21 protein-coding genes are annotated in these 23974 nt (G+C 33.0%); 13 read left to right on the forward strand and 8 right to left on the reverse strand.

Features of this window, described 5'->3' with window-relative positions:
- The first annotated feature begins 53 nt into the window (after positions 1 to 53).
- The 13 genes from lpxD to ACO5J6_RS04820 all read left to right on the forward strand — a co-directional run bounded on the left by lpxD (position 54) and on the right by ACO5J6_RS04820 (position 14742).
- Positions 54 to 1055 (forward strand): UDP-3-O-(3-hydroxymyristoyl)glucosamine N-acyltransferase, encoded by a 1002-nt coding sequence (lpxD, locus tag ACO5J6_RS04760; protein WP_485642415.1) that lies wholly within the window; start codon positions 54 to 56, stop codon positions 1053 to 1055.
- A gap of 163 nt (positions 1056 to 1218) precedes the next feature.
- The gene (locus ACO5J6_RS04765) at positions 1219 to 1863 is read left to right on the forward strand and encodes a DUF4878 domain-containing protein (protein WP_485642416.1); all 645 of its coding nucleotides are present in this window, start codon (positions 1219 to 1221) and stop codon (positions 1861 to 1863) included.
- A gap of 65 nt (positions 1864 to 1928) precedes the next feature.
- Positions 1929 to 2873 (forward strand): Hsp33 family molecular chaperone HslO, encoded by a 945-nt coding sequence (locus ACO5J6_RS04770; RefSeq protein ID WP_485642417.1) that lies wholly within the window; start codon positions 1929 to 1931, stop codon positions 2871 to 2873.
- Positions 2874 to 3508: 635 nt separating this feature from the next.
- Entirely contained in the window at positions 3509 to 4435 is a 927-nt protein-coding gene (locus tag ACO5J6_RS04775; protein WP_485642418.1) for a D-alanine--D-alanine ligase, read from the forward strand.
- Between the two features lie 140 nt (positions 4436 to 4575).
- Entirely contained in the window at positions 4576 to 5055 is a 480-nt protein-coding gene (locus ACO5J6_RS04780) for an S-ribosylhomocysteine lyase (RefSeq protein ID WP_485642419.1), read from the forward strand.
- Between the two features lie 125 nt (positions 5056 to 5180).
- Positions 5181 to 5942 (forward strand): TatD family hydrolase, encoded by a 762-nt coding sequence (locus tag ACO5J6_RS04785; protein ID WP_485642420.1) that lies wholly within the window; start codon positions 5181 to 5183, stop codon positions 5940 to 5942.
- A gap of 155 nt (positions 5943 to 6097) precedes the next feature.
- Positions 6098 to 6466, forward strand: a complete 369-nt coding sequence (gene acpS / locus ACO5J6_RS04790; protein ID WP_485642421.1) for a holo-ACP synthase — start codon at positions 6098 to 6100, stop codon at positions 6464 to 6466.
- A gap of 20 nt (positions 6467 to 6486) precedes the next feature.
- Positions 6487 to 7743 carry a glutaredoxin gene (locus ACO5J6_RS04795; RefSeq protein ID WP_485642422.1) on the forward strand — a complete coding sequence of 419 codons (1257 nt, stop codon included), beginning with the start codon at positions 6487 to 6489 and terminating at the stop codon, positions 7741 to 7743.
- A gap of 172 nt (positions 7744 to 7915) precedes the next feature.
- A complete protein-coding gene (gene recG / locus ACO5J6_RS04800) occupies positions 7916 to 9982 on the forward strand; it encodes an ATP-dependent DNA helicase RecG (RefSeq protein ID WP_485642423.1) in 2067 nt (688 codons plus the stop codon).
- A 59-nt stretch (positions 9983 to 10041) separates the two neighbouring features.
- Complete coding sequence (locus ACO5J6_RS04805) at positions 10042 to 10929, forward strand: DMT family transporter (protein ID WP_485642424.1); 888 nt, start codon at positions 10042 to 10044, stop codon at positions 10927 to 10929.
- Between the two features lie 320 nt (positions 10930 to 11249).
- Positions 11250 to 12962, forward strand: coding sequence for a proline--tRNA ligase (locus ACO5J6_RS04810; RefSeq protein ID WP_485642425.1), 1713 nt, complete (start codon positions 11250 to 11252; stop codon positions 12960 to 12962).
- A gap of 218 nt (positions 12963 to 13180) precedes the next feature.
- A complete protein-coding gene (locus ACO5J6_RS04815; protein ID WP_485642426.1) occupies positions 13181 to 13759 on the forward strand; it encodes an HAD family hydrolase in 579 nt (192 codons plus the stop codon).
- Complete coding sequence (locus tag ACO5J6_RS04820) at positions 13756 to 14742, forward strand: S66 peptidase family protein (RefSeq protein WP_485642427.1); 987 nt, start codon at positions 13756 to 13758, stop codon at positions 14740 to 14742. Before ACO5J6_RS04815 ends, ACO5J6_RS04820 begins: the two co-directional genes overlap by 4 nt.
- Positions 14743 to 14844: 102 nt before the next feature.
- Here ACO5J6_RS04820 and ACO5J6_RS04825 read toward each other — a convergent pair whose 3' ends face one another.
- From ACO5J6_RS04825 to rhaD, 8 genes are all read right to left on the reverse strand, one after another.
- Entirely contained in the window at positions 14845 to 15486 is a 642-nt protein-coding gene (locus tag ACO5J6_RS04825) for a 5-formyltetrahydrofolate cyclo-ligase (RefSeq protein WP_485642428.1), read from the reverse strand.
- Between the two features lie 561 nt (positions 15487 to 16047).
- A complete protein-coding gene (locus ACO5J6_RS04830; protein ID WP_485642429.1) occupies positions 16048 to 17565 on the reverse strand; it encodes an FGGY-family carbohydrate kinase in 1518 nt (505 codons plus the stop codon).
- A gap of 10 nt (positions 17566 to 17575) precedes the next feature.
- Positions 17576 to 18523, reverse strand: a complete 948-nt coding sequence (locus ACO5J6_RS04835; RefSeq protein WP_485642431.1) for a ribokinase — start codon at positions 18521 to 18523, stop codon at positions 17576 to 17578.
- A gap of 31 nt (positions 18524 to 18554) precedes the next feature.
- Positions 18555 to 19571 (reverse strand): autoinducer 2 ABC transporter substrate-binding protein, encoded by a 1017-nt coding sequence (locus ACO5J6_RS04840; protein WP_485642432.1) that lies wholly within the window; start codon positions 19569 to 19571, stop codon positions 18555 to 18557.
- Positions 19572 to 19596: 25 nt separating this feature from the next.
- A complete protein-coding gene (locus ACO5J6_RS04845; protein WP_485642433.1) occupies positions 19597 to 20598 on the reverse strand; it encodes an ABC transporter permease in 1002 nt (333 codons plus the stop codon).
- On the reverse strand, positions 20598 to 21581 hold the full coding sequence (locus ACO5J6_RS04850; RefSeq protein WP_485642434.1) for an ABC transporter permease: 984 nt from the start codon (positions 21579 to 21581) through the stop codon (positions 20598 to 20600). The genes ACO5J6_RS04845 and ACO5J6_RS04850 overlap by 1 nt, the downstream gene beginning before the upstream one ends.
- Before the next feature lie 19 nt (positions 21582 to 21600).
- On the reverse strand, positions 21601 to 23097 hold the full coding sequence (locus ACO5J6_RS04855; protein ID WP_485642435.1) for a sugar ABC transporter ATP-binding protein: 1497 nt from the start codon (positions 23095 to 23097) through the stop codon (positions 21601 to 21603).
- 35 nt (positions 23098 to 23132) lie between these two features.
- Positions 23133 to 23963: a rhamnulose-1-phosphate aldolase gene (gene rhaD / locus ACO5J6_RS04860; protein ID WP_485642436.1), complete on the reverse strand. Its 831-nt coding sequence runs from the start codon at positions 23961 to 23963 to the stop codon at positions 23133 to 23135.
- Positions 23964 to 23974: the final 11 nt, after the last annotated feature.

The following is a 23974-nucleotide window of genomic DNA, read 5'->3' on the forward strand; positions in this document are numbered from 1 at the left end:
GAGCTAAAAAACGGAAAATAGAAATGAAACTACCATTAAGGAGTTGTTTCCATATGTATAATATTAAAGATATAGCAAAATTGATAAACGGTGATATAAAAGGAAATGATAGTCTGAGTTTTCTTAGACTATCACCTTTTTTTCAAGCAAATGAGAAAGAAATAACTTTTGCCGCAGATGAAAAAATGCTGAAAAAAATAGAAGAGTGTAATGCAGGAGCAATAATAGTACCTTTTTATCAGGGATTACCTGAAAATAAAAATTATATAGTCGTAAAAAGTAATCCGAGGGAACTTATGCCGATTTTGCTCAATTATTTCAAACCTAAATTAAAACCTTTTGAAAAACCCGTAGAGGATACAGCTGTAATTGATGAAACTGCTACCATATCAAAAATAAATACATACATTGGGCATAATGTAAAAATAGGTAAGAATACAATAGTTTATCCTAATGTTTCCATATTTGAAGGAACTGAAATAGGAGATAACTGTATTATTTATTCCAATGTAACAATAAGGGAATTTACAAAAATAGGAAACGGTTCAATAATACAGCCCGGAGCTGTAATCGGTTCTGACGGATTTGGATTTGTAAAAGTAAAAGGACATAATATGAAAATAGAGCAGATAGGGAATGTTATTATAGGAGAAGAAGTCGAAATTGGTGCAAATACATGTATAGACAGAGGAACGATAGGGGATACCGTAATAAAGAAAGGTACTAAAATAGATAACCTTGTGCATATAGCTCATAATGATATAATTGGAGAAGACTGTTTTATCGTCGCTCAGACAGGTATATCGGGCAGTGTAGAAATAGGAGATAATACTACTCTTGCAGGTCAAGTTGGAGTTGCAGGACATCTAAAAATAGGAAATAATGTCATAATAGCTGCGAGATCAGGAGTTACAAATGATGTACCTGACGGAAAGCAGATGTCAGGATATCCTTTGAGAGAACATATGGAAGATTTAAGAATAAAAATGTCTATGGGAAAAGTTCCCGAATTAATTAAAAAAGTTAGAAAAATTGAAAAAGAAATGAAAAAATAATAAAAAATTATAGAAAGAATGCGTTCAGTTATCAATAAATCAAAAAGATTAGTCAGGTAGAGGAGCTGTTGTAACCTATTAATTTCAAGGAAACTAATTGGGCTTGACTTGTTATTTTAAATAATGTAAAATGAGACAAAATGAAATAAGATTGGAGCAGATAATGAAGAAAATATTATTGGGTATTTTTATGTTTCTTTTGATAATCAGCTGTGGGGAAAATCCTGAAACTGTAGTATCAAAATTTATAGATAATGTAAAAGAAAAGAAATTTGATGAGGCTTCTAAATATTCCGTGAATAAAGATTTTACGAAAGATTTGAAATTGGAATATAATAATAAAATGCAGCAACTATTTTTTGAAACATTATTTAAAAACATAAAATATGAAATAGTAGGCAAGGAAAAACAGGGAGATGTAACAATAATTACTGTTTCTGTCGAAAATGTGGACACACAAAAAGTTTTTATGATGATTTTTCAGAAACTTCTTAAAGATACATTTTCCCAAAGTAACACACCGCCTATAGAAGAAGAATTTAAAAAAGTGCTGGAATCTAAAGAAGTTCCAAAAGCTAAAAATGTTACAAAATTTGTCGTTGTAAAAACAAAAGAAGGAAATAAAATAAATGTAACGGCTGAAAATATAGATGTTTTATTCGGTAAGCTGAATACAACTTTAGCAAATTTGAATACTTTAGGAACTGACGGTGAAGAAGAAAATGATAACGAAAATCAGATTCTTCAGGAGGGACCGAATGCCGGAAAAGATCAGAAACTTACCGAGCCTAAGCTGGATAAAAAATAAAATAATATAGAGGCACGTGTAAAGTGCCTCTTTTAAATAATAATAGAGAAAAAAGGAAGTAAAAAATGAAAGAAAAATCTGAATTGATAAGAGGGACAAGTAAATGTGCCAGATTTTTTATATGTGATACGACAGAGATAGTAAAGGAAGCAAAAAGCATACATAACCTTGACCCTGTGGCAACTATGTTATTCGGGAAGTTACTGACTGTAACTGCAATTATGGGGAAAGATCTGAAAGGAGATAATGATTTACTTACACTGAAAATAAACGGAGACGGTCCTTACGGAAATATGCTCGCTACGGGTAATAAAAAAGGGGAAGTAAAAGGTTACATAGGAACTGTTGAAAATGAAAAATTAAACAGTATAGTAAATGAAAAAGGAGAATTTATAACCGATGAAAAAGGTCATGTAAAATTTATAGGAAATGGAACGCTACAAGTAATAAAAGATATGGGACTGAAAGAACCTTTTATCGGACTGACTCATCTCGCAGGCGAAGACATAGCGGATACAATGGCTCATTATTTTTTGATTTCCGAACAGGTGAAATCTGTAGTCGCATTGGGAGTAAAACTTTTGGATGACGGCAATGTGGAGAAAGCCGGAGGCTATATAATACAGCTTCTCCCGGGAGTAGAAAATAGCTTTATAGATAAACTTGAAGATAAATTAAGGCAGATAAGAAGTATAACCGAACTTCTATCGGGAGGATTTACTTCCGAAAAAATAGCGGAACTGTTATATGAAGATATTTCAATCGTTGAAGATGAAGCCGAAATATCGGGTGCTCATGTAAAAAAATATGTCGAAGATTACGAAATACTTGAAAAATCGGTACTTGAATATAAATGTAATTGTACAAAAGAAAAATTTTATAAAGGGATAATGACTTTGGGCAAAAAGGAGATAAATCATATCCTTGAAGAAGAAGGAAAGATAGAAGTGGAATGTCATTTCTGCGGTAAAAAATATACATTTGAGGAAAAAGATTTTAAAGATATGTAAAATAAAAATTTTGCTAAATTATATATTGTTAAATTTTTAGAAAAAAATTCGGAAAAAATTAAAAAACATTTAGTCTATCGGAGTTATTTAGCAAAAACGATAAAATAATGGCTAATTAGAGCTATTTCATAAAAATGATAAAATATTTAAAATATAAAAATAGACATTAAATACAATGATTATTTTGTTATATCAAAAAAATAGTAAAATAATAGGTACTTAGAGTTATTTCAAAAAAACAATAAAATATATAAATTATTTTTCTATCTAATGAGAAATGTTGTCTTACGGCTAAAATTAAAAGCAACCATAAAATAATAGCTAATTAGAGTTATTTTATAAAAATGATAAAATATTTAGAATATAAAAATAGACATTAAATACAATGATTATTTTGTTATTTCACAGAAACGATAAAATAATAGCTAATTAGAATTATTTCAAAAAAACAATAAAATATATAAATTATTTTTCTATTTAATGTGAAAACCTTGTCTTATGGCTAAAATCAAGAATCTGGAAAATAGCGATGAATTTAGAAATATTTAAAGATATAAAGAATATTAAGATATAAAGAATAAAAAATATAAAGGATATAAGATAAGAAATATAATAAAAAAGAAAGGATGTTTGAGATGTCGGAATTACTGAGAGTAGGAGTAATAAGAGGAGGAATTTCTACTGAAAAGGAAGTTTCAATGAATACCGGAAAAGAGATTATAAAAAATCTGAACAGAGATAAATACGAGGTTTTTGATGTTGTCATAAATTCAGAAAAGGAAGTATTTGAAAAATTAAAAGATTTAAATCTAAATTTTGTATACATAGCTCTACATGGAGCATTTGGTGAGGATGGAAGAATACAGGCAATCCTTGAAAGTCTTGGAATTCCTTACAGCGGTTCGGGAGTTATGACAAGTGCATTGTGCATGGATAAGGAACTTACAAAAAAAATAGTGGAAACTTACGGGGTGAGGACAGCAAAAGGAATTTGCATAAGAGAGGGAGAACAGGCAGATTTTCAAGAGATAAAAGAAAAGTTGGGAGATAGAGTTATAGTAAAGCCTAATTCAGGCGGATCAAGTATAGGAGTAAGTTTTGTCGAAAATGAAAAAGAATTTGCAAAAGCTCTTGAGCTTGTGTATACTATGGACAAAGAAGCATTGGTGGAAGAAGTTCTCACGGGAACTGAAATAAGTGTACCTATCATCAATGGAAAAGTCTATCCTACACTTAAAATAGAAGCTGTTGCAGGAGATTATTTCGATTATAAGTCCAAATATTCTGACGGAGGAGCAAGAGAATTTGTATTTGAATTTGAGAAAAAAATACAGGATGAAATAGATAAATTTGCCTATGACAGCTATCATGCAGTAAAATGTGAAGGATTTGCAAGAGTGGACTTTATGGTAGTAGGAGATAAGCCTTATTTTATGGAAGTAAATACATTGCCCGGAATGACTGCTGCAAGTCTTTTGCCTAAAAGTACAGCCTCAAAAGGATATGACTACACTCAAACATTAGATTTACTGATAGAATCATCAATAAATATAAAGAGATAGAACAGGAAATTTTTTTAAATAAAAAATTTTAAAATAATAAAATAGAAAATAAATAGAACGAAATATAAATAGAAAAATATAGCGAAAAAATATAGCAAAAAATTTTTTTATAAAATAATAAATGAAAGGAATGATTGTATATGGAAAGAATAGCAAGTTTTCAAGTAGACCATATAAGACTTAACAGGGGGCTTTATGTTTCAAGAATAGATGAAATAAACGGGAATTATCTTACAAGTTTCGACATAAGAATGAAACTTCCTAACAGAGAGCCTGTAATCAATATAGCTGAACTTCACACAATGGAGCATTTAGGAGCTACATTTTTAAGAAATCACCCTGTCTGGAAAGATAAGATAGTATATTTCGGACCTATGGGATGCAGAACAGGTTTTTATCTCATACTTAAAGGAAAACTGGAGTCAAAAGATATAGTTGAGTTAATGAAAGAAACTTTCAAATTTATGGCTGAATTTAAAGGTGATGTACCCGGAGCAACAGCCATAGAATGTGGAAATTATTTAGACCAGAATTTACCTATGGCAAATTTTGAAGCCAAAAAATATTTGGAAGAAACATTGGAAAAATTGAATGAGGAAAATCTGAATTATCCGAAATAGAAATTATCTAAAAAAATTCATAAATATTATTTTTGCATTATTATGTCCTGAAACATATATTGCATAAATTTTTTGTTTTTAAGATTAAGAAATTGAATATTAGTTAAGAACTGTAAAGGAAAAAAATGAAAAAAATAATAGATACACATACGCATATATATGACGAGCAGTTTCAGGAAGATTTTGATATTGTTATGAAAGATATATCGGAACAAATGGAAGGGATTGTAAGTATAGGCTTTGATATGGAAAGTTCATTAAAAAGTATAGAACTTTCAAATAAATACTCCTTTGTCCATGCGGTAATAGGCATACATCCCGTAGACATAAAAAAATACAATAATGATGTCGAAAAAGAGCTGGAGAAACTGGCATTAAATGAGAAAAAGGTTGTCGCGATAGGGGAAATAGGACTCGATTATCACTGGATGGAAGACCCTGAAGAAGTACAGAAAGCAGGTTTCAGAAAACAAATAGAACTTGCAGAAAGAGTAAAGCTGCCCATTGTTATTCACACAAGGGAAGCGTTACAGGATACCCTTGATATTTTAAGGGAATATCCTAACGTAGGAGGGATACTTCATTGTTATCCCGGATCCTTTCAGGCGGCAAAACCTTTTCTTGACAGATATTATATAGGAGTAGGCGGAACAGTAACGTTTAAAAATAACAGAAAAACGAAAGAACTCGTAAAAGAACTGTCTCTTGATAAAATAGTTCTGGAAACGGACTGCCCTTATTTGACGCCTGTTCCTTTCAGAGGAAAGAGAAATCAGCCTGTTTATACAAAATATGTAGCTGAAGAGATAGCAAGGATAAAAGAAGTTCCTATAGAAAAAGTAATTGAAATTACTACTGAAAATGCTAAAAAAATATATGGGTTATAATTTAAGTTTTTGAAAAAATAATATAATAAAAATTTTTATTTTTCTTTTTTATAAAAAGTTATTTTCTTCTTGAAATAACGGTGTTTAAGTTATTGTTTCCATCTATTTTTTATAAAAAAGCAAGTATAAAGAAAAGTCAGTATAAAGGAGAATAAATGGAAATATACGGAATCGGAACCGACATTATCGAAATAAGCAGGATAAGAGACGCTATTAACAGGACTTCTTCTTTTAAGGGAAAAGTTTATACTGAAAAAGAAATAGAATATGTAGAGCAGAAAAAAAATCCTTATGCCAGCTATGCAGGCAGATTTGCCGCAAAAGAAGCTGTTTCCAAAGCTCTCGGGACAGGAGTGAGGGGATTTTCATTAAGTGATGTTGAGATATTGAATGATGAGCTTGGAAAACCGAACGTTATCCTTTACAATGAATTATTAAATCAAGCGAAAAATCTAAAAATACAGATAAGCATTTCACACAGTAAAGAATATGCAGTTTCTACTGTTATTATCTATAAAGAATAATTAAAAATCGGGAGAAAATTATGGTGCAATCAATTTTAAAAAACAAAGTAACTAAAATGATAATATTATTTTTTGTAATATCTATGGTAGGAACGCTTTCATCGGCTGTAGATAAGGTTAAGATTGAATATTTTGGGAGAAAAGACTGTAAAAACTGTGCAAATTTAGAAAAATTTTTGACGGAACTGTCTAATAAAAGAAAAGATTTTGAATATATTGAATATAAAATTGATGAGAACGGGGAAAATAAAAAGTTTTTTGATGAAGTTACGACAAAGCTGAAACTCGTAAAAGGAACTCCGATTATATATTTAAACGGACACATTATACAAGGATTTAATACCCCTGATACAACAGGTAAGGAAATTGTAAAATTAATTGATGAGGAAAAAAAGGCTAATTCGGTCCTTACATTGGAAGAATATGTAAAAAACGGTAAATATGAGAATATAAGTTCAAACGGCTCCGTCTGTGAGGGAGATGAAGTCTGTGAAATACCGGGACTTACAAAAGATGCTTCCAGACAGGTAATTGTGAATATTCCTTTTATAAATAAAAGTGTCGATTTAACGGATTATTCGCTTCCTTTAATGTCCTTAATTTTGGGAACTGTTGACGGTTTCAATCCTTGTGCGATGTGGGTGCTTGTGCTGTTTCTGACCGCTCTTATTGCTGTGGGCAGTAAAACTAAGATGTTCAGAGTGGCAGGGTTGTTTATCCTTGCTGAAGCGGTAATGTATTACCTGATTTTGAATGCGTGGCTTTATACATGGGATTTTGTAGGTTTGGATAAATGGGTAACTCCTATTGTAGGAATTGTCGGAATAATAGGCGGAATATTTTTTGTAAGAAATTATCTGAAAAAAGGAGATGAACTTTCCTGTGAAGTAACCGACTTTAAAAAGAGAGCCAAAATTTCAAATCAAATAAGAGAAATTGCGAATAAGCCTTTTACACTGCTGACAGCACTTGGAATAATAGGGTTGGCACTGTCTGTAAATGTTATAGAATTTGCGTGTTCGGTAGGAATACCTCAAACTTATACGAAAATACTTCAGATAAACAATATTTCTTTCTGGAATAGACAGATTTATACTTTTATATATATTATAGGTTATATGATAGATGATATAATGGTTTTTGGGCTGGCTTTACTAAGTGTAAATAAATTACAGCTTACAACAAAATATTCCAAATGGGTAAATCTGTTCGGAGGAATACTGATGATTATTCTGGGGTTGATATTGCTGCTGAAACCGAGTTTACTGATTGTTTAGAAAAAATAACAAATAAAAATAACGAATATGAAAATAAAAAAGAGGCTGTCAATTATTTTGACTTATGAGGAGACCCCCTCTTTTTTATTTTTTAGATAACTTCATCTTTTCAAAAGGCGTATAATATGATAATATAGATATGATTAAAATAAAAATATGATGGAAGTGGAAAATGGCAACATATAACTTATTGTTTAAAAATCTGGAAGAATTGAAAATCAAAGGGGCAGGTAAAGTAGCTGTGAGTAAGTTTAATAAACTTGGTGTATATACTTTATACGAGCTCTTTTATTTTTTCCCGAGAGCTTATGAAGACAAGGCAAACAGCAAAAATATAGAAGATATACTTCCAGATGAATTTGTAGTTATAAAAGGAGTTATTATAAATACTGTAAATCAGTATATAAAAGCGGGACGTACTATGTTTCGTGCAATATTGAAAGATGATACGGGGATTGTAGAATTAGTATGGTTTAATAATAGATTTATAAAAAGTAATATAAAGATAGGCGATGAACTCCTTGTTTACGGGAAAGTGAAACGTTCAGCCAAATTTCAGCTGATAAATCCTGAATATAAAAGAATACAGGACGGTATAGTGAAAGGTTCCCTGAAATATGAGCAGATAATGCCTATTTATCCGTCAGTAGCTTCGTTGAGGCAGGAAGCCATAAGAAAAATAATAAATGAAGCATTACTCGACTATGGGTATTTGCTACAGGAAAATATGTCTGAAGATTTGATGAAAAAAGAGGGGCTGCTTTCAAGAAAAGAGGCGATATTAAATATTCATTTTCCCGAAAATTTTGAAAAGAAGGAAAAAGCTAAAAAAAGATTTATGATTGAAGAAATTCTTCTTCTTGAAATGGGGATTTTACAGAACAGATTTGAAACCGACAAGGAAAATAACAATATTTATGAGCTGGAGGACAACAAAAAGCTCGTGAGCAGATTTATAGAAAATCTGGAATATGATTTGACGAAAGCCCAGAAAAAAGTAATAAGCGAGATTTATAAGGAGCTGAAAGCAGGAAAAATAGTAAATAGGCTGATACAGGGGGATGTGGGTTCAGGGAAAACCATAGTCGCTCTTATTATGCTTCTTTATATGGCTGAAAACAGTTATCAGGGTGTAATAATGGCACCTACGGAAATACTGGCAACACAGCATTATCTTGGAATAGTGGATATATTCAATGATCTCGATGTGAGAGTCGAACTACTGACAGGAAGTGTAAAAGGTAAGAAAAGGGAAAAACTTTTATCTGAAATAGAAAATGGGCTTGTGGATATTGTCATAGGTACACATGCCCTTATAGAAAATGACGTTGTTTTTAAAAATCTGGGATTGATAGTGATAGATGAACAGCACAGATTTGGTGTTGTGCAGAGAAAACTTTTAAGAGAAAAGGGGAGTATTGCCAACCTTATAGTAATGAGTGCTACTCCCATACCCCGTTCTCTTGCTCTCACCATATACGGGGATCTTGATGTTTCCATTATTGACGAACTGCCGAAGGGACGTATGCCTATAAAGACCAAATGGATAAAAGACCTTGATGAGAAGAATAAAATGTATGGATTTATTGAGCGAAAAATAAAAGAAGGTCGTCAGGTGTATGTCGTTTCTCCGCTTATAGAAGAAAGTGAAACTCTGAATGTGAAGTCCGCACAGGAGACTTATGATGAATACAGCAACATTTTTCCTGACAGACGGTTAGGATTAATCCATGGACGACAGAGTTATAAGGAAAAACAGGATATAATGAGAAAATTTAAAAATCATGAGCTGGATATACTGATATCTACGACTGTAATAGAAGTGGGGGTCAATGTTCCCAATGCTTCCATAATGATAATAAGGGATGCCCAAAGGTTTGGGTTGTCTTCCCTTCATCAGTTGAGGGGAAGGGTAGGACGGGGTAAATATCAGTCTTACTGTTTTTTGGAATCTGAAACTGACAATGATTTGTCAAAAAGAAGACTTCAGATTATGGAAAAAACGACAGACGGTTTTAAAATAGCCGAGGAAGATTTGAAATTGAGAAATTCGGGAGAAATACTGGGTACAAGACAGAGCGGAGTTTCCGATATGATGATGACGGATATTGTGAAAAATGTAAAGGAAATAAAGAGAATAAGAGATTATGTAATTGATTATCTTGAAAAAAATAACGGAAAAATAGAAAATGAGTTTCTGAAAAGAGATATATATGAGAAATTTCATAAAAATCAGTGAAAATAATTAGTCGAAAATAGAAAAAATTTTATTTTAATTTCAGAAAGGGGCTTTGAAAAATGAAAAAACGTAGTGCTGATATGGGGTTGCTTCTTGTAGGAATATTGTGGGGATTAGGTTTTATTTTTGTGAAAATAGGACTAAATGAAAATATGGATGTGTTTTATCTTCTAACAATAAGATTTTTAGGTGGATTTGCCGTCCTTTTTGCTCTTTTCCGAAAAAAAATGAAGAAAATAACTCTTTATGATTTTAAAGCGGGATTTATGATAGCAGCATTTCAGGTTTTCGGATATGCTTTCCAGACTTTCGGAATGCAGCTGACAACGGCAAGTAATAATGCCTTTTTTACTGCGATAAATGTGGTTATCGTTCCTTATATTTTCTGGTTTATATATAAGGAAAGACCTAACAAATCCACATTTCTTGCTTCCATTTTATGTGTAATGGGAGTGGGGATTATGAGTTTTGACAATGAGATGAATTTGACGAACCTGAATAAGGGAGATATTCTGACTATAATTTCTGCATTCTTTTTTGCAGCTCAGGTTGCGGCGACAGGATATTACAGTGAAAGAGTTCACACGATAAATCTGGTTTTAATTCAGATGTTGATAGGAGGTTTTCTGTTTTTATTTAATCTGATATTTATTTCAGGAATAAAGGAAATAAAACCTCTGAGCGGTATGGCATTGGTTTCGGTAATTTATCTGACAGTATTTTCAACTGCAATTCCTTTTTTATTACAGACATATTTTCAAAAATGGACTACATCTACGAGGGCTTCGATAATATTGACGACAGAGTCTTTGTTTGCTCCGTTATTTGCCTTTCTTATGCTTGGAGAAGTATTGACTCTGAAAGTGCTGATAGGAGCGGCACTGATACTGATGTCGGTAATCGTATCGGAAATAAAATTTAATAATAATGAAGTGGAAAAAATATAGTTTTCTAAAGTAAAATATAGTTTGTCATAGGGATTATTTTTTGACAATCATTTTCTATTTTATGTTACATATTTGTGTTATATAATTTTGAAAAAATTTTAAATAAATTTATCATATGATTTCGGGATGTATAATTTAGTGCCGTAATAAGTAGACATTTCATAGGGAAAATGATAAAATAAAAAGAAAAAATTGTATTTTATGAAAAATAATGAGCTATTTGAAAAATTCTAAATTCTATGATTATATCATAACTATAAAAAAGAAAGGAGAAATGCAATAGATATCCTGATTTTCAGGAATATTGCATATATTGAAAAATGAGATTATCGGAAGCATTTCTAAAAACATACAAGGAGGCACCTAAAGAAGCTGAAATAATAAGTCATCAACTGATGTTAAGGGCTTCAATGATAAAACAGCTCACACGAGGGGTATACAGTTATCTGCCTTTAGGATACAGAGTTTTAAGAAAAATAGAAAATATCACAAGGGAAGAAATGGACAGAGCAAAGGCTCAGGAAATATTTATGCCTGTGTTGCAGCCTGCTTCCTTATGGGAAGAATCGGGAAGATGGTTTGCTTACGGACCCGAACTGATGAGACTGAAAGACAGAAATGAAAGGGAATTTGCTTTAGGACCTACTCATGAAGAGGTGGTAACGGATATAGTGAGAAATATGGTATCTTCATATAAGGATTTGCCTTTCAATCTTTATCAGATACAGACTAAATTCAGAGATGAAATTAGACCGAGATTTGGACTTATGAGAGGGAGAGAATTTATTATGAAAGATGCTTACAGTTTTCATATTGACCAAAAATCCCTCGACGAAGAATATATAAATATGAAATCTGCATATGAAAGAATATTTACAAGATGTGGGCTGAATTTCAGAGCTGTAGAAGCTGATTCCGGTTCTATAGGCGGAGATTCTTCGCATGAATTTATGGTGCTCGCAGAAAGCGGAGAAGATGATATTCTGTACGATGATTCTTCAAATTATGCGGCAAATGTGGAAAAAGCAGTAAGCATTATTGAACTGAAAGAAAGTGATGAGAAAAAACTGATGAAAGAGCTGGTAAAAACTCCACATGCAAAAACAATAGAAGATTTGGCAAATTTTTTGAATATTCCTAAAGAAAAAACTGTAAAGGCGGTAATGCTGAAAGAAGTTACTGAAGACGGGGAAAACTTTGTATTGGCATTGATAAGGGGAGATCTGGATGTAAATTCCATAAAATTGAAAAATGCTATCGGAGCGAAAATTGAGCTTGAAATGATGACTCCTGAAGAATGTGAAAGATTTGGTCTGGTACCGGGATATGCGGGTTCTTATGAGAAAAAGGACGGACTGAAAGTAGTAATTGATGAAACTGTCAAATATGTGAGAAATTTTGCATTAGGTGCGAATAAAGAGGAGTATCATTATATAAACGTAAATATCGAAGATATAGTATATGATTTAGTCGCAGATATAAGAAAAGCAAAGGAGGGAGATACTTCTCCCGACGGAAAAGGAACTTTAAAACTGGCAAAAGGGATTGAAGTCGGGCATATATTCAAATTGGGAGATAAATACTCAAAAGCATTGAATGCTACTGTCCTTGATGAAAATGGAAAGCAACAGATAATAAAAATGGGATGTTACGGTATCGGGATTTCAAGAGTTATGGCAGCAGCTATAGAGCAGAATCACGATGAGTTCGGTATCATATGGCCCAAAAATATTGCTCCTTATTTAGTCGATGTGATAATTGCGAATATTAAAGATGAAACACAGGTTTCATTAGGAGAAAAAATATATGCTGAATTATCCGATAATGGAATAGAGACCGTTCTGGATGACAGAAACGAAAGAGCGGGATTTAAATTTAAAGATGCGGATTTAATAGGGTTTCCTTTAAAAATAGTTGTAGGAAAAGGTGCAGCTGAAGGAATTGTCGAGATTAAGGACAGAAGAACGGGAGAAAGTTCCGAAGTTAAAAAAGAAGATGTATTGCAATATATAAGAGATTTTATGGTTGATTAATTGTAATATCTGATTATTTAAAAAATATCAGGATATATAAAGCAGTTTTTACAAACACGGTAATACGGGTATATCTATTATTAAATATAGAAATTTAAAATATCAAAACAGAAAAACTGAAAATTTATAATATTTAGAAATTGAAAAATAATATTGTTATTCAGATATCGTTATTTAGATGTAAAAATATTTTTTAATTATAAAGATTGGAGAAGATAATGGCTGTTAGGAATATTGTGTTTGATTTGGGAAATGTCCTTATAAATTTTAATCCTCGGGATTATACAAAAAATGAAAAGTTTTTAAAGGAAGTATTTGCAAGTCCTGAATGGCTTATGCTTGACAGAGGAACCCTGTCGTATGAAGATGCTAAGGAAATATTTAAGAAAAGGGTACCCGAAGAAGCGGAAGAAATCGATAGGCTTTTTGATACAAATTTTTCAGGACTGCTGCTTCCTATAAAAGAAAATACTGAATTATTGCCTGAATTAAAGAAAAAATATAATTTGTATATTCTGTCAAATTTTCATAAAGGAGCTTTTGAAGATATATATGAAAAATATGATTTTTTCAAAAATTTTGACGGACATACGGTATCCTGTTACTGTCATCTTTTAAAACCTGAAAAAGAGATATACGAGGAGATTTTAAATAAATTTTCTTTAAATCCTGAAGAAACGGTGTTTATTGATGATATGAAAGTCAATATAGAGGCTGCTGAAAAATTTGGTATAAAAGGTATACATTTACCTGATTGGACAAAATTAAAAGAAAAGTTAGAGGAATTTTTAAAATGATGAAAATAAAATATATATTACTAATATTACTTCTGATGATTGTGAGCATTATAACGGGGGCTGAAAAACAGCAGATTATAATACCGGAGGGATTAAAACCCGGAGATACTGTTGGTCTGATTGCTCCTGCAAATTATACAGGCTCTTCAGCAGACGCGGAAGTCGAATATCTTATAAATAAAGGCTTTAATGTAGTCTATGGAAAGTCTTTTGATGCCAGATGGTATGGGTTTGGCGGAACTGATGAAATAAGAGCTAAAGACATAAATGATATGTTTGCCGATAAAAATATAAAGGCGATATTTGCAATTAGAGGAGGCTATGGAACTATAAGACTGGTAGATAAACTGAATTACGATACAATAAAGAAAAATCCGAAAATATTTTCAGGATATAGTGATATTACTACTCTTCTGATTGCTATTAATGAAAAAACGGGACTTGTAACTTATCATGGGCCTATGAGCTCCAATTTTAAAGATATACCTCCGGTTACAGAGGCTTCTTTTAACAGGACGTTTATAAATAAGGAACCGTTAAATCTGCTCGAATTTGATAATGAATATTTTGTTCTGAAAAGCGGAAGAGCGGAAGGTCAGATAACTGGAGGAAATTTGTCCCTCATAGTAGCTTCTCTCGGAACAGAATATGAGATTAATACTGACGGGAAAATATTGTTTATCGAAGAAACGAATGAGCCTACTTACAGGATAGATAGAATGCTGAAACATCTGAAACTTGCAGGAAAGCTAAAAAATATAAAAGGAGTACTTTTAGGCGATTTTAAAAATGCAAAAAGGGCCGAAATTGACGATATGGGACTGGAAGACGTATTTGAAGATAATTTCGGGAAAATGAAAGTACCTGTAATAAGCGGATTTAAATCAGGGCATGTAAGACCTTTTATTACGGTGCCTATAGGTGCAAAAGCTAAAATAGACACTTATAAGGGAGAAATAATAATTGATAAAGCCGTGAAATAGAATAGAAACTGACTCAAAATATTAATAATTATATTTTCTGCTACGTTTTTACTATAAGATGTTTATTTTTTAGAACAGCTTCTGTTTTATAACTATTTATAATTAATAGATAACATTTTTTTCAGTAATTACAATGTCCATTTTTATATCATGTTTTTCTGACGGAATATTTTCAATTAACTGAAAATCGTAACATATGCCTATAAATAAAGGTTTGTTGCGATTTTTTTCATTGCTTGGATTATTTGAAATTATTTTATTTAGAAAGGTATCGTAGTATCCTCCGCCAAATCCGATACGGTTTTTTTCATAATCGAAAGCAATAGCGGGAACTATAATTAAATCAAGAATTTCCTCATCATAAAATATATCTGATGACGACTCATAATATCCGAATTTATGTAAAATCAGATTTTCTTTCTCATAAATATTTATCTTCATTTCTCTTTTTGGGAAAGTTTTCGGGATATAATGTTTTTTATCGGGATACAGCTCAATCAGCTTTGTAATTTCGATTTCATTTCCCATATTCATAAAAATCATAATATTTTTGACTTCCCGAACATAGGGAATGAGATTTTTTATAATAAGATTGCTGTTTTTTTGAACAGTTTTTTTTGAAAGAGAATTTCTTTTTAAAATCAGATTTTTTCGGATTTCATCTTTTGTCATAGTCATATTCTGCACTCCTTTTTTATAATAAATCCATTGAAGAAGCAATAGTAGGACTTTTGTCATAGTCATATTCTACACTCCTTTTTTATATGGAGATGATAACATATAAATCATTTTTTTGCTATAAAGAGATGATAAAAAATACTTGATACTATTTCCATTTGATTAACAGAGATAGATTAAGACATTTGTTATAGAATCCAATATAAATGTTATAAAGCTCTATATCCAATTTTAAATGGAGTTTGGTATAAAATAATAGAAACAATTAAAATAATACAATTCATATGTTTTAAGAAAGGAGTAAGAGATTAGATATAAAATAATAGAAACAATAAAATAATCTTAAAATAAAAAAGGGCTGTCTCATAAGTAAAAGTAAATTTACTTATATAAATATCATATATTTTAAAAAAATGAAAGTCATTATCTTTAAAGTTACTATTTTTACTGATTTCATAAAAATGATAAAATACATTAAAACTCCCTTTAATATTGAACTGATAATTTTTTATAGAAATGAATTAACTAAAATTTTTCAGTTTCACTTTAAAGGGGTTTCATTATATATAACTTATAATTAGAATATTTTTTCTACCTTATGAGACAGCTTTTCCTACTATTCTTCTATTATTTAATTTCAAATTTATCCCACACATTATTTAAAGCATTATTTACTGCTTTATATATTTCAAATTTTTCTTGGTATATTTTTTTATATTCTGTTCTTGGATAAACAGTTTTATTTATTTTTACCATTTTATCCACAGCTTCTTTAAAATCTTTAAAAATTCCTGTCGATATTCCTGCTACCATTGCAGCTCCCAATGCTCCAAATTCCTTATCCCTCAAAATGTCCACAGGCACTTGAAGCACGTCGGAAAATATTTGAGCCCAGACGTCGGAGTTTGCCGCGCCTCCTGATAATCTTATTCTTTCAGGTAATTCCCTGTTTTTTAAAAGATTTTTCATATGTGTAACATGGGAAAAAACAACACCTTCATACACTGCCCTTGCCAAATGTTTTTTCTGGTGAAATTCCGTCATACCCGTAAATGTACCTTTTGCCAGCTCATTTTCATTGGAGCCGTTTAAAAATGGTAGATAGACTAAATTACTCTCTTCAGGGTTTACGGAAGCTACCCATTCATTTATGAGGTCATATATTTTTTTTCCTTCGGATTTCAATTTTTCTTTTTCAAAGCTTAAAAAGTTTGATATGAACCATTCCAAATTTCCCGCAGATGTAGGACTGCTTTCCTCGTAAAGGTAATATCCCGGAATACAGAAAATTGAGTTCAGCCTTACTGTCCCGTTGGAAATAGGTTCTTTACCTATATATTCGTTTATACTCCATGTTCCCGCAATCATTGCCAGCTCTTTTTCATCGTATATTCCTGAAGCTATTCCGCTTGCGTCGATGTCAAACATTCCTGCCACGACTGGCGTACCTGCCCGAAGTAATGTTTCTTTTTCCGCTTTTTCAGTAACATATCCGCAGATGTCAATGGACTGTCTTAGTGGAGGAAGCAGGGGCATTATTTCTTCCAGACCGAATAAGGACAGAAGTTCCTTATCATAAGTTTTTGTATTCAGATTTAACAGATTTGAGCCTGAAAAATCAGTTATTTCAGAATAAATTTCTCCTGTTATCTTAAATCTTATATAATCTTTTACAGAAAGGATATACTTGACTTTTTTTAATATTTCAGGCTTATTGTCTTTAAACCAGTTCAGTATACTTACAGGCTGTCCTGAAAGAATTTCCTGAAAAGTTTTCTTATAGACTTTGTCTTTAGTTCCATTTTCATACCATTTTTTTACATACTTCCATGCTCTCATATCCGAAGACAGAATCCCGTTATATACAGGGACTCCATTTTCATCAAGCATATACAGACCTTTTCCCTGTCCTGAAAAAGATACTCCTGCAATTTCTTCAGGATTTATTTTGCTTTTAGTTATAACTTCCTTAATTACGGCGGCATTCACTTCCCATAATTTTTCCAAATCTCTTTCCATATAACCTGATTTTGGAGTGATTATTTCAGTTATCATGCCTGCTACTGCTATCTGGTTACCGTTTTCATCAAAGATAGCAGCTTTTGAAACAGTTCCTCCGTTATCTATTCCTAATAAATATGCCATATTTTATTAATTACTTTGAAGTAACTGTCCTCCTTTCTTTAAGATTTTCAGTAAAATTTTCTATATCTTTCAGTGAAGGTAAACTTGGAACGGCACCTATTTTAGTAACAGCGATAGCTCCGCAAATACTTCCGTAATTCATAGCTTCCTTTAGGTTGTTTTTTTCTGACAGTGATTTGACAAAACCTGCCATATAGCTGTCTCCTGCGGCGGTTGTATCCACAGTGTCTACCTTATAAACTTTCTGATAAATTTCAGTTTCACTGTTCAAAAATAGACTTCCGTTTTCTCCCATTTTTACAAGGACGTTTTTTATTCCGTTATTCAATAACTCTTTTCCTGCGGATTTGATTTCTTCAAGAGTATGCAGTTTCCTTTTTACAAGAGCTTCCAGTTCGGATTTGTTGGGACTTACAATATATGCTCCCGTAAGGTCGTTAATGCTGATATTTCTTATAGGACCTGCATCAATGACTAATTTGATGTTCAGTTCATTACATACACTGATAATCTCCTTGACAGCTTCTATGGAAATTTCCAACTGTATCAGTATATGTGTGCAGTCTGCCATTTCTCTCTTAAATATATTTCTTATATCCGCTCCGTTTATATCCATATTTGCTCCCGGATTAACAATTATCCTGTTATTTCCGTTTTTTTCAAGGAATATATAGGCAGCTCCTGTCTTGCAGTTTTTAGAAATTTTTATATTTGAAGTGTCAATCCCGTATCGGGATAAGTTTTCCTTAATCAGTTCAGCGTCATGATCATTGCCGAGACAACTGAAAAAACACACATCGCAGTTTAGTTTTTTCAATGCAATAGCGGCATTTCCGCCTTTTCCTCCAAAACTGTTTTCAATGGCTTCCAGAAAAATATTTTCTCCCTCTTCGGGCATTTTTTCAACCTGAATGATTGTATCCATATTCAAGCTGCCTATTACTCCTATTTTATTCATAACTTCTCCTTAAATTTCAGTGATTACAGGATTATTTTTTTTCATAGTTGTCAGGCGGTCCCATTATAACTGTTTTACCGTCGGCTTTTACTTCTATTTTCCCAAATCCTTGAATTTCCATACCGTTAGTAAGTTTTTTTCCTTCCAGCATAGCTTTGGCAACTGCTACTGTCAAGTATCCCAATCTTCTTGTGTTCCACAAATATCCTCCATCCAAGGCACCGTCTTTTAAGTATTCCTGAGAGTCCTCATTGACAGCAGTTCCTACTACGGCTATTTTATCTTGTAATCCTTTTTCACGTATTGCCTGTGCAATTCCTAAAGGAGCAACTGTCGAATATCCTATTATCCCTTTTATATTAGGATAAGCTTTTAGTAAATCGAGAGCTTTGCTGTATGCTTCCTGCTGTTTTTCATCGGAAGGGATTTTATCCGTTACTAATTTTAGATTAGGATATTTTTCTTTTGCATATTTTAAACCATAATCAATCCATGAATTAAGGTTTGCAGCAGATAATCCTCCTGTTATTATAGCATATTCGCCTGTATCCGTTCCCATTTTTTCGACTAATTTATCAAAGAGATGTTCTCCTAAAACTTTATCGTCAATTTGGTGAATGGAAGCGTCAACAACGTTGATGTCAGTAGGTGTATCCCAGTCAAGTATCATTATTCCTGCAGCTTTTGCCTGCTGAAGTACAGGGATGACAGCTGCCGGGTCATTAGGAGCTACAGCGATAGCATCTACTCCTTGATTAATAAGGTCTTCTATCATTTTTACCTGTTCAGCGGCATCGGCTTTGTTAGGTCCGATGTAAATGACTTCTACGCCTAATTCTTCCCCTGCTTTTTTTGCTCCTTCTCCTGTCTGTTCAAAATAAGGGATAGATGTCAGTTTAGGCATAATAGCAATTTTGAATTTCTTTCCTTTTTTTTCTGTTCCTGTCTGTGATGATGAATTGTTTTCTTCTTTTTTCTTTTCACCGCAACTTATTAACAGTACAAAAGCTAAAAGTAAAAAAATCTTGAAAAAATTTTTGAATTTCATAATTGAATTCCTCCTCTATATTTTATTAATTTTTATTTTTTCTTCCCGAAATAAGGGATTTATCACTTAGAACTTTTGATATATAACGGATTGCAAGAACGGTAATCAGTATAATTCCCATTATTATATCCACTATATTTCTATCCACATTTATCAGATTAAGCCCTTTGGATATAATCTGTATGATTGCAACTGCAATAACTGTTCCCAGTATATTGCCGTGTCCTCCTGAAATGCTCACACCGCCCAAAACCACAGCTGTAATACTTTGCATTAAGTATGATGAGCCGAAATCGACTTTTGCCGAATTATATCTGGACATCATAATGATGCCCGATATGGATGAAAGTATAGCCGAATAAATATAAGTAGACAGTATGACTTTTTTAGTATTAATACCTGAAAATCTTGTGGCTGTTTCATTACATCCGAGCATTAGTATCTTGGTACCTAAAGAACTTTTATGTAAAATAATATAGCTCAGGATTATAAAGAACAGATAGATTATAAACGGAACAGGAACTCCCAGCAGATTTTTTGTCGTTATGTAGGAAAATATGAGAGGAAAACCTGATATGGAACCTCCTTTGGTCAGATTTAGGCTTATCCCTTCAAAGAGAGTAGTCGTTCCCAGCGTTACGAGCATTGCCGCCACTCCCACATAAGCCGTAATATAGCCGTTCAGAAATCCCGCTGTTACAGATATAAGCAGGGAAAGGAGTATCGCTAAAAATATTGCAAGAACAGGGTTCTGCTTGCTAATCGCTCCCGTGAGAAAATAAGTTGAAACAATGCTGCTCATAGTTGCCGTAGTAACGATGGATAAGTTGATCCCTCCTGTCAGAACGGGGAACATCATTGCAAGGGCTAAAATACCGAATTCGGGCATTTGCCTCAATGTACTCATAAAATTGTTAAAGGTAAAAAATCTGTCAGGAGATAGAAGTCCCACACTTAATGTAGAAATAATAAGAATTATTAAAAGGGTAACTTCGTTTATATTTTTTATCTCACGCTTAAACTTCATCATTTTTCCTCCAATTCATCCAAGTCTATACGGACTAATCTGTTCTGTTCATATTTTTTACTTATTACATCGATTGACACTGCAACGATGATAATAATACCCATAACGATTTTTTGCCAGAAAGTAGGGATTTTTGCCAATACCAGTCCGTTATTCAGTATAGCCATTAGACACATTCCGAGAAAAGTTCCGAGAACGGTTCCTGTCCCTCCCAAGGTACTTGCACCCCCGATTACTACAATGGCGATGACATTCAGCTCGGTTCCCACGAATGTATTGGGATTTACTCCCTGAACGATAGAAGTATTGATAACTCCTGCTATACCTGATAATATTCCCGCCAAAGTATAGACAAAAATTTTTATTTTTCGGGGGTTATAACCTACACGGACAGCCGACGCTTCACTTCCTCCAATGGCATATATTCCTCTTCCTGTCAATGTGTATTTCAGGATAAATGACATTATCGCAACTGTTAGAATTAGAAAGAAAATCTGTATAGGGATATTTGCGATTGTTATTCTTCCGAATTTCTGAAACCATTCGGGCATATTGGTAATCATATTTCCCTTAGTGTATACAAGAATGGCTCCCTGCATTATACTCTGTATGCCTAAAGTCGCTACAATTGGAGAAATATTGAAGCAGGTAATTATAAGACCGTTTAAGACACCCATTATTCCCCCTGCAATACAGCAAATTAGGAAAATAGCGGGCAATCCCATATTGGACTGGGTCAAAAGCTTACCTGTAATCAGAGTGGTCAGTGCGATATTTGCAGATACTGACAAGTCTATTCCTCCCGTAATCAGGATAGGCAGCATACCGAGTGCCAGTATTCCGACTACGACATTTCCTTTTAATATATCCATAAAATTAGTAAAGGTAAAAAATACCGGATTTATAATAGTGAGAAAAAAAGAAATTATTAGAATAATTAAAAATACTGAAAATTCTTTTTTCTTGATTAATTTAGCGAACATTTGATTATCTCCTTCTTTTTTACTTATTTATAACAGCTTTTTCCATTATTGCTTCCTGAGTAAGATTGTCATTTTTAAATTCTCCCGAGATACAGCCTTTTCTCATAACCAGGATACGGTCGCTTATGGACAGAATTTCAGGCAGCTCCGAGGAAATGACTATAATGCTTGTGCCGCTTTCAGCCAAATCCCTGAGGATTTTATGGATATCCGCTTTTGCACCGATGTCGACACCGTTTGTCGGCTCATCGACAATCAGAATTTTAGGATTTGCTGCTATCCATTTGGCTATTACGACTTTCTGCTGGTTTCCTCCCGACAGTTGGGAGGCTGTCAGATTTTCATCTTTAGGTCTTACATCCAGTTTATTTATTAAGTCATGTACAAGAGTAGACTGTTTTTTCGTATTGATAATGCCGAGTTTATTTGTAAATTTTTTCAGCAGAGGTAAAGTAATATTGTCCGAGACTTTTTTTTCCAGAACTAATCCCTGTGTCTGTCTGCTTTCAGGAATATATCCTATTCCTTTTTCCAGAGCTGTCCACGGAGAATTGGATTTAAGCTCTTTTCCTTCCAGTATTATTTTTCCCGAATCGGGTTTCAATATTCCGAATATTGTCTGAAAAAGCTCACTTCTGCCGGCTCCTACAAGTCCTGTAATTCCGAGGACTTCTCCTTTGTAAAGTTTCAGGTTTATATTTTTATAATTTCCTTTTTTACTTAAATCTTTAATTTCCAATATAGTTTCTTCTTTAATATTTAAATTTGCATAATTAAGAATGCTGACATCCCGTCCGACCATTTTTGAAATCAGTGTTTTTCTATCAATATCGTTCGCCTTTACCGTATCGACATATTGTCCGTCCCTGAATACCGTAAATCTGTCGCTTACTCTGAAAAGTTCGTCCATTTTATGGCTGACAAACATTACCGCAATGTTTTTAGATTTCAGCATATCGATAATTCCGTAAAGATTTTCAACTTCCTGCTTTGACAATGCGGACGTAGGTTCGTCCATGATTATCATTTTAGCATTTTGAGCGATTGCTCCTGCTATTGCGACCATCTGTTTTTTTGCTACGGACAGATTATCCACGATTTCGTTGGGATTTATCTTAATACCCACAACTTTGAGGGCTTCTTCGGCTTTTGTCCTGATTTCTTTCCAGTTGAGTATAAGCCTGTTTTTTTCTATAATCTGGTTTATTACAATATTTTCCGCTACAGTCAGGTTGCCGAATAAACTGAAATCCTGATAAATAACCGAAATCCCTTTTTTTATGGCGTCTATAGGATTTGAAATTTTTACCTGTTCGCCGTTTATTTTTATAATTCCTCCCTCATCAGGCTGATGTGCTCCCGACATAACTTTTATGAGAGTGGATTTTCCCGCACCGTTTTCTCCTACAAGAGAGTGGACTTCTCCGGGATAAATATCAAATCTGACTTTATTTAATGCTTTTACTCCGGGAAAAGTCTTACTTATGTTTTCCAGTTCCAAAAAAGGACTGTTCATTTTTAACCTCCTTATTCTGTACTTTATTTAATGCTTTACTTTTCGTACAAAAATCTGTCTGAAATCTCCACTTTAAAATCTTTTGCCAATTTTCTGAATTCATCTGTCTGAATGGTCTGTAATCTTTTTGGTGAAACGGACATAATTTTTATAAGTATTTCCGCGGCTTTTTCCAAAGTCAGAGCCAGTCCGAATGCAATATCAAAATTTTCACTGGAGCAGAACAGACCGTGATGAGCCCAAATTACCAAATCATACATTTTCATCAGTTCCGATGTTTCAACGGCTATTTCTCTTCCGCCCGGCACCATCCATTTTACAACTCCGATACCTTTACTGAAAATAATAGGACATTCGGTCATCGTTTCCCACAGTTCCCTTGTAAATACTTCGTCTTTCAGAGGGAGCAGAAAAGTGAGAGCGATAATATTGGGAGTATGACAGTGATATATAATCCGATGTTTTCCGCCGGTCTGCTTTTTTTTCACTTCGTGGTTCATCAGATGAGTGGGAAGCTCACTCGTAGGCATCCCGTTATTGCTTAATCCCCAAACTATCCTATAATTTTCCCCTTTATTGTCTATCTGAATAATCCCTATATTTTCTTCGGGAGCTTTTAAAACATTTTTGAAATATTTTCCCGTTCCCGTTACTAAAAAATATTCGTTATTCAGTTCGGGGACATCAGTACCTATTTTATGCCAGCTGTCTGTCAGGCTGAACAGTTTTTCTGCCTGCTTTATTTCTTCGGGCTGTAGACGGTAACTCAAATTTCCTCCGTTCATTTCATGCCAGCCGTGATTAAAGCCGTCCTGACAAAGTTCACAAAAATCTTTGATAAATCTTATATTAAAAATATCTGTCATTAGTTTATCTC

It is taken from the genome of Pseudoleptotrichia sp., from assembly GCF_057270515.1.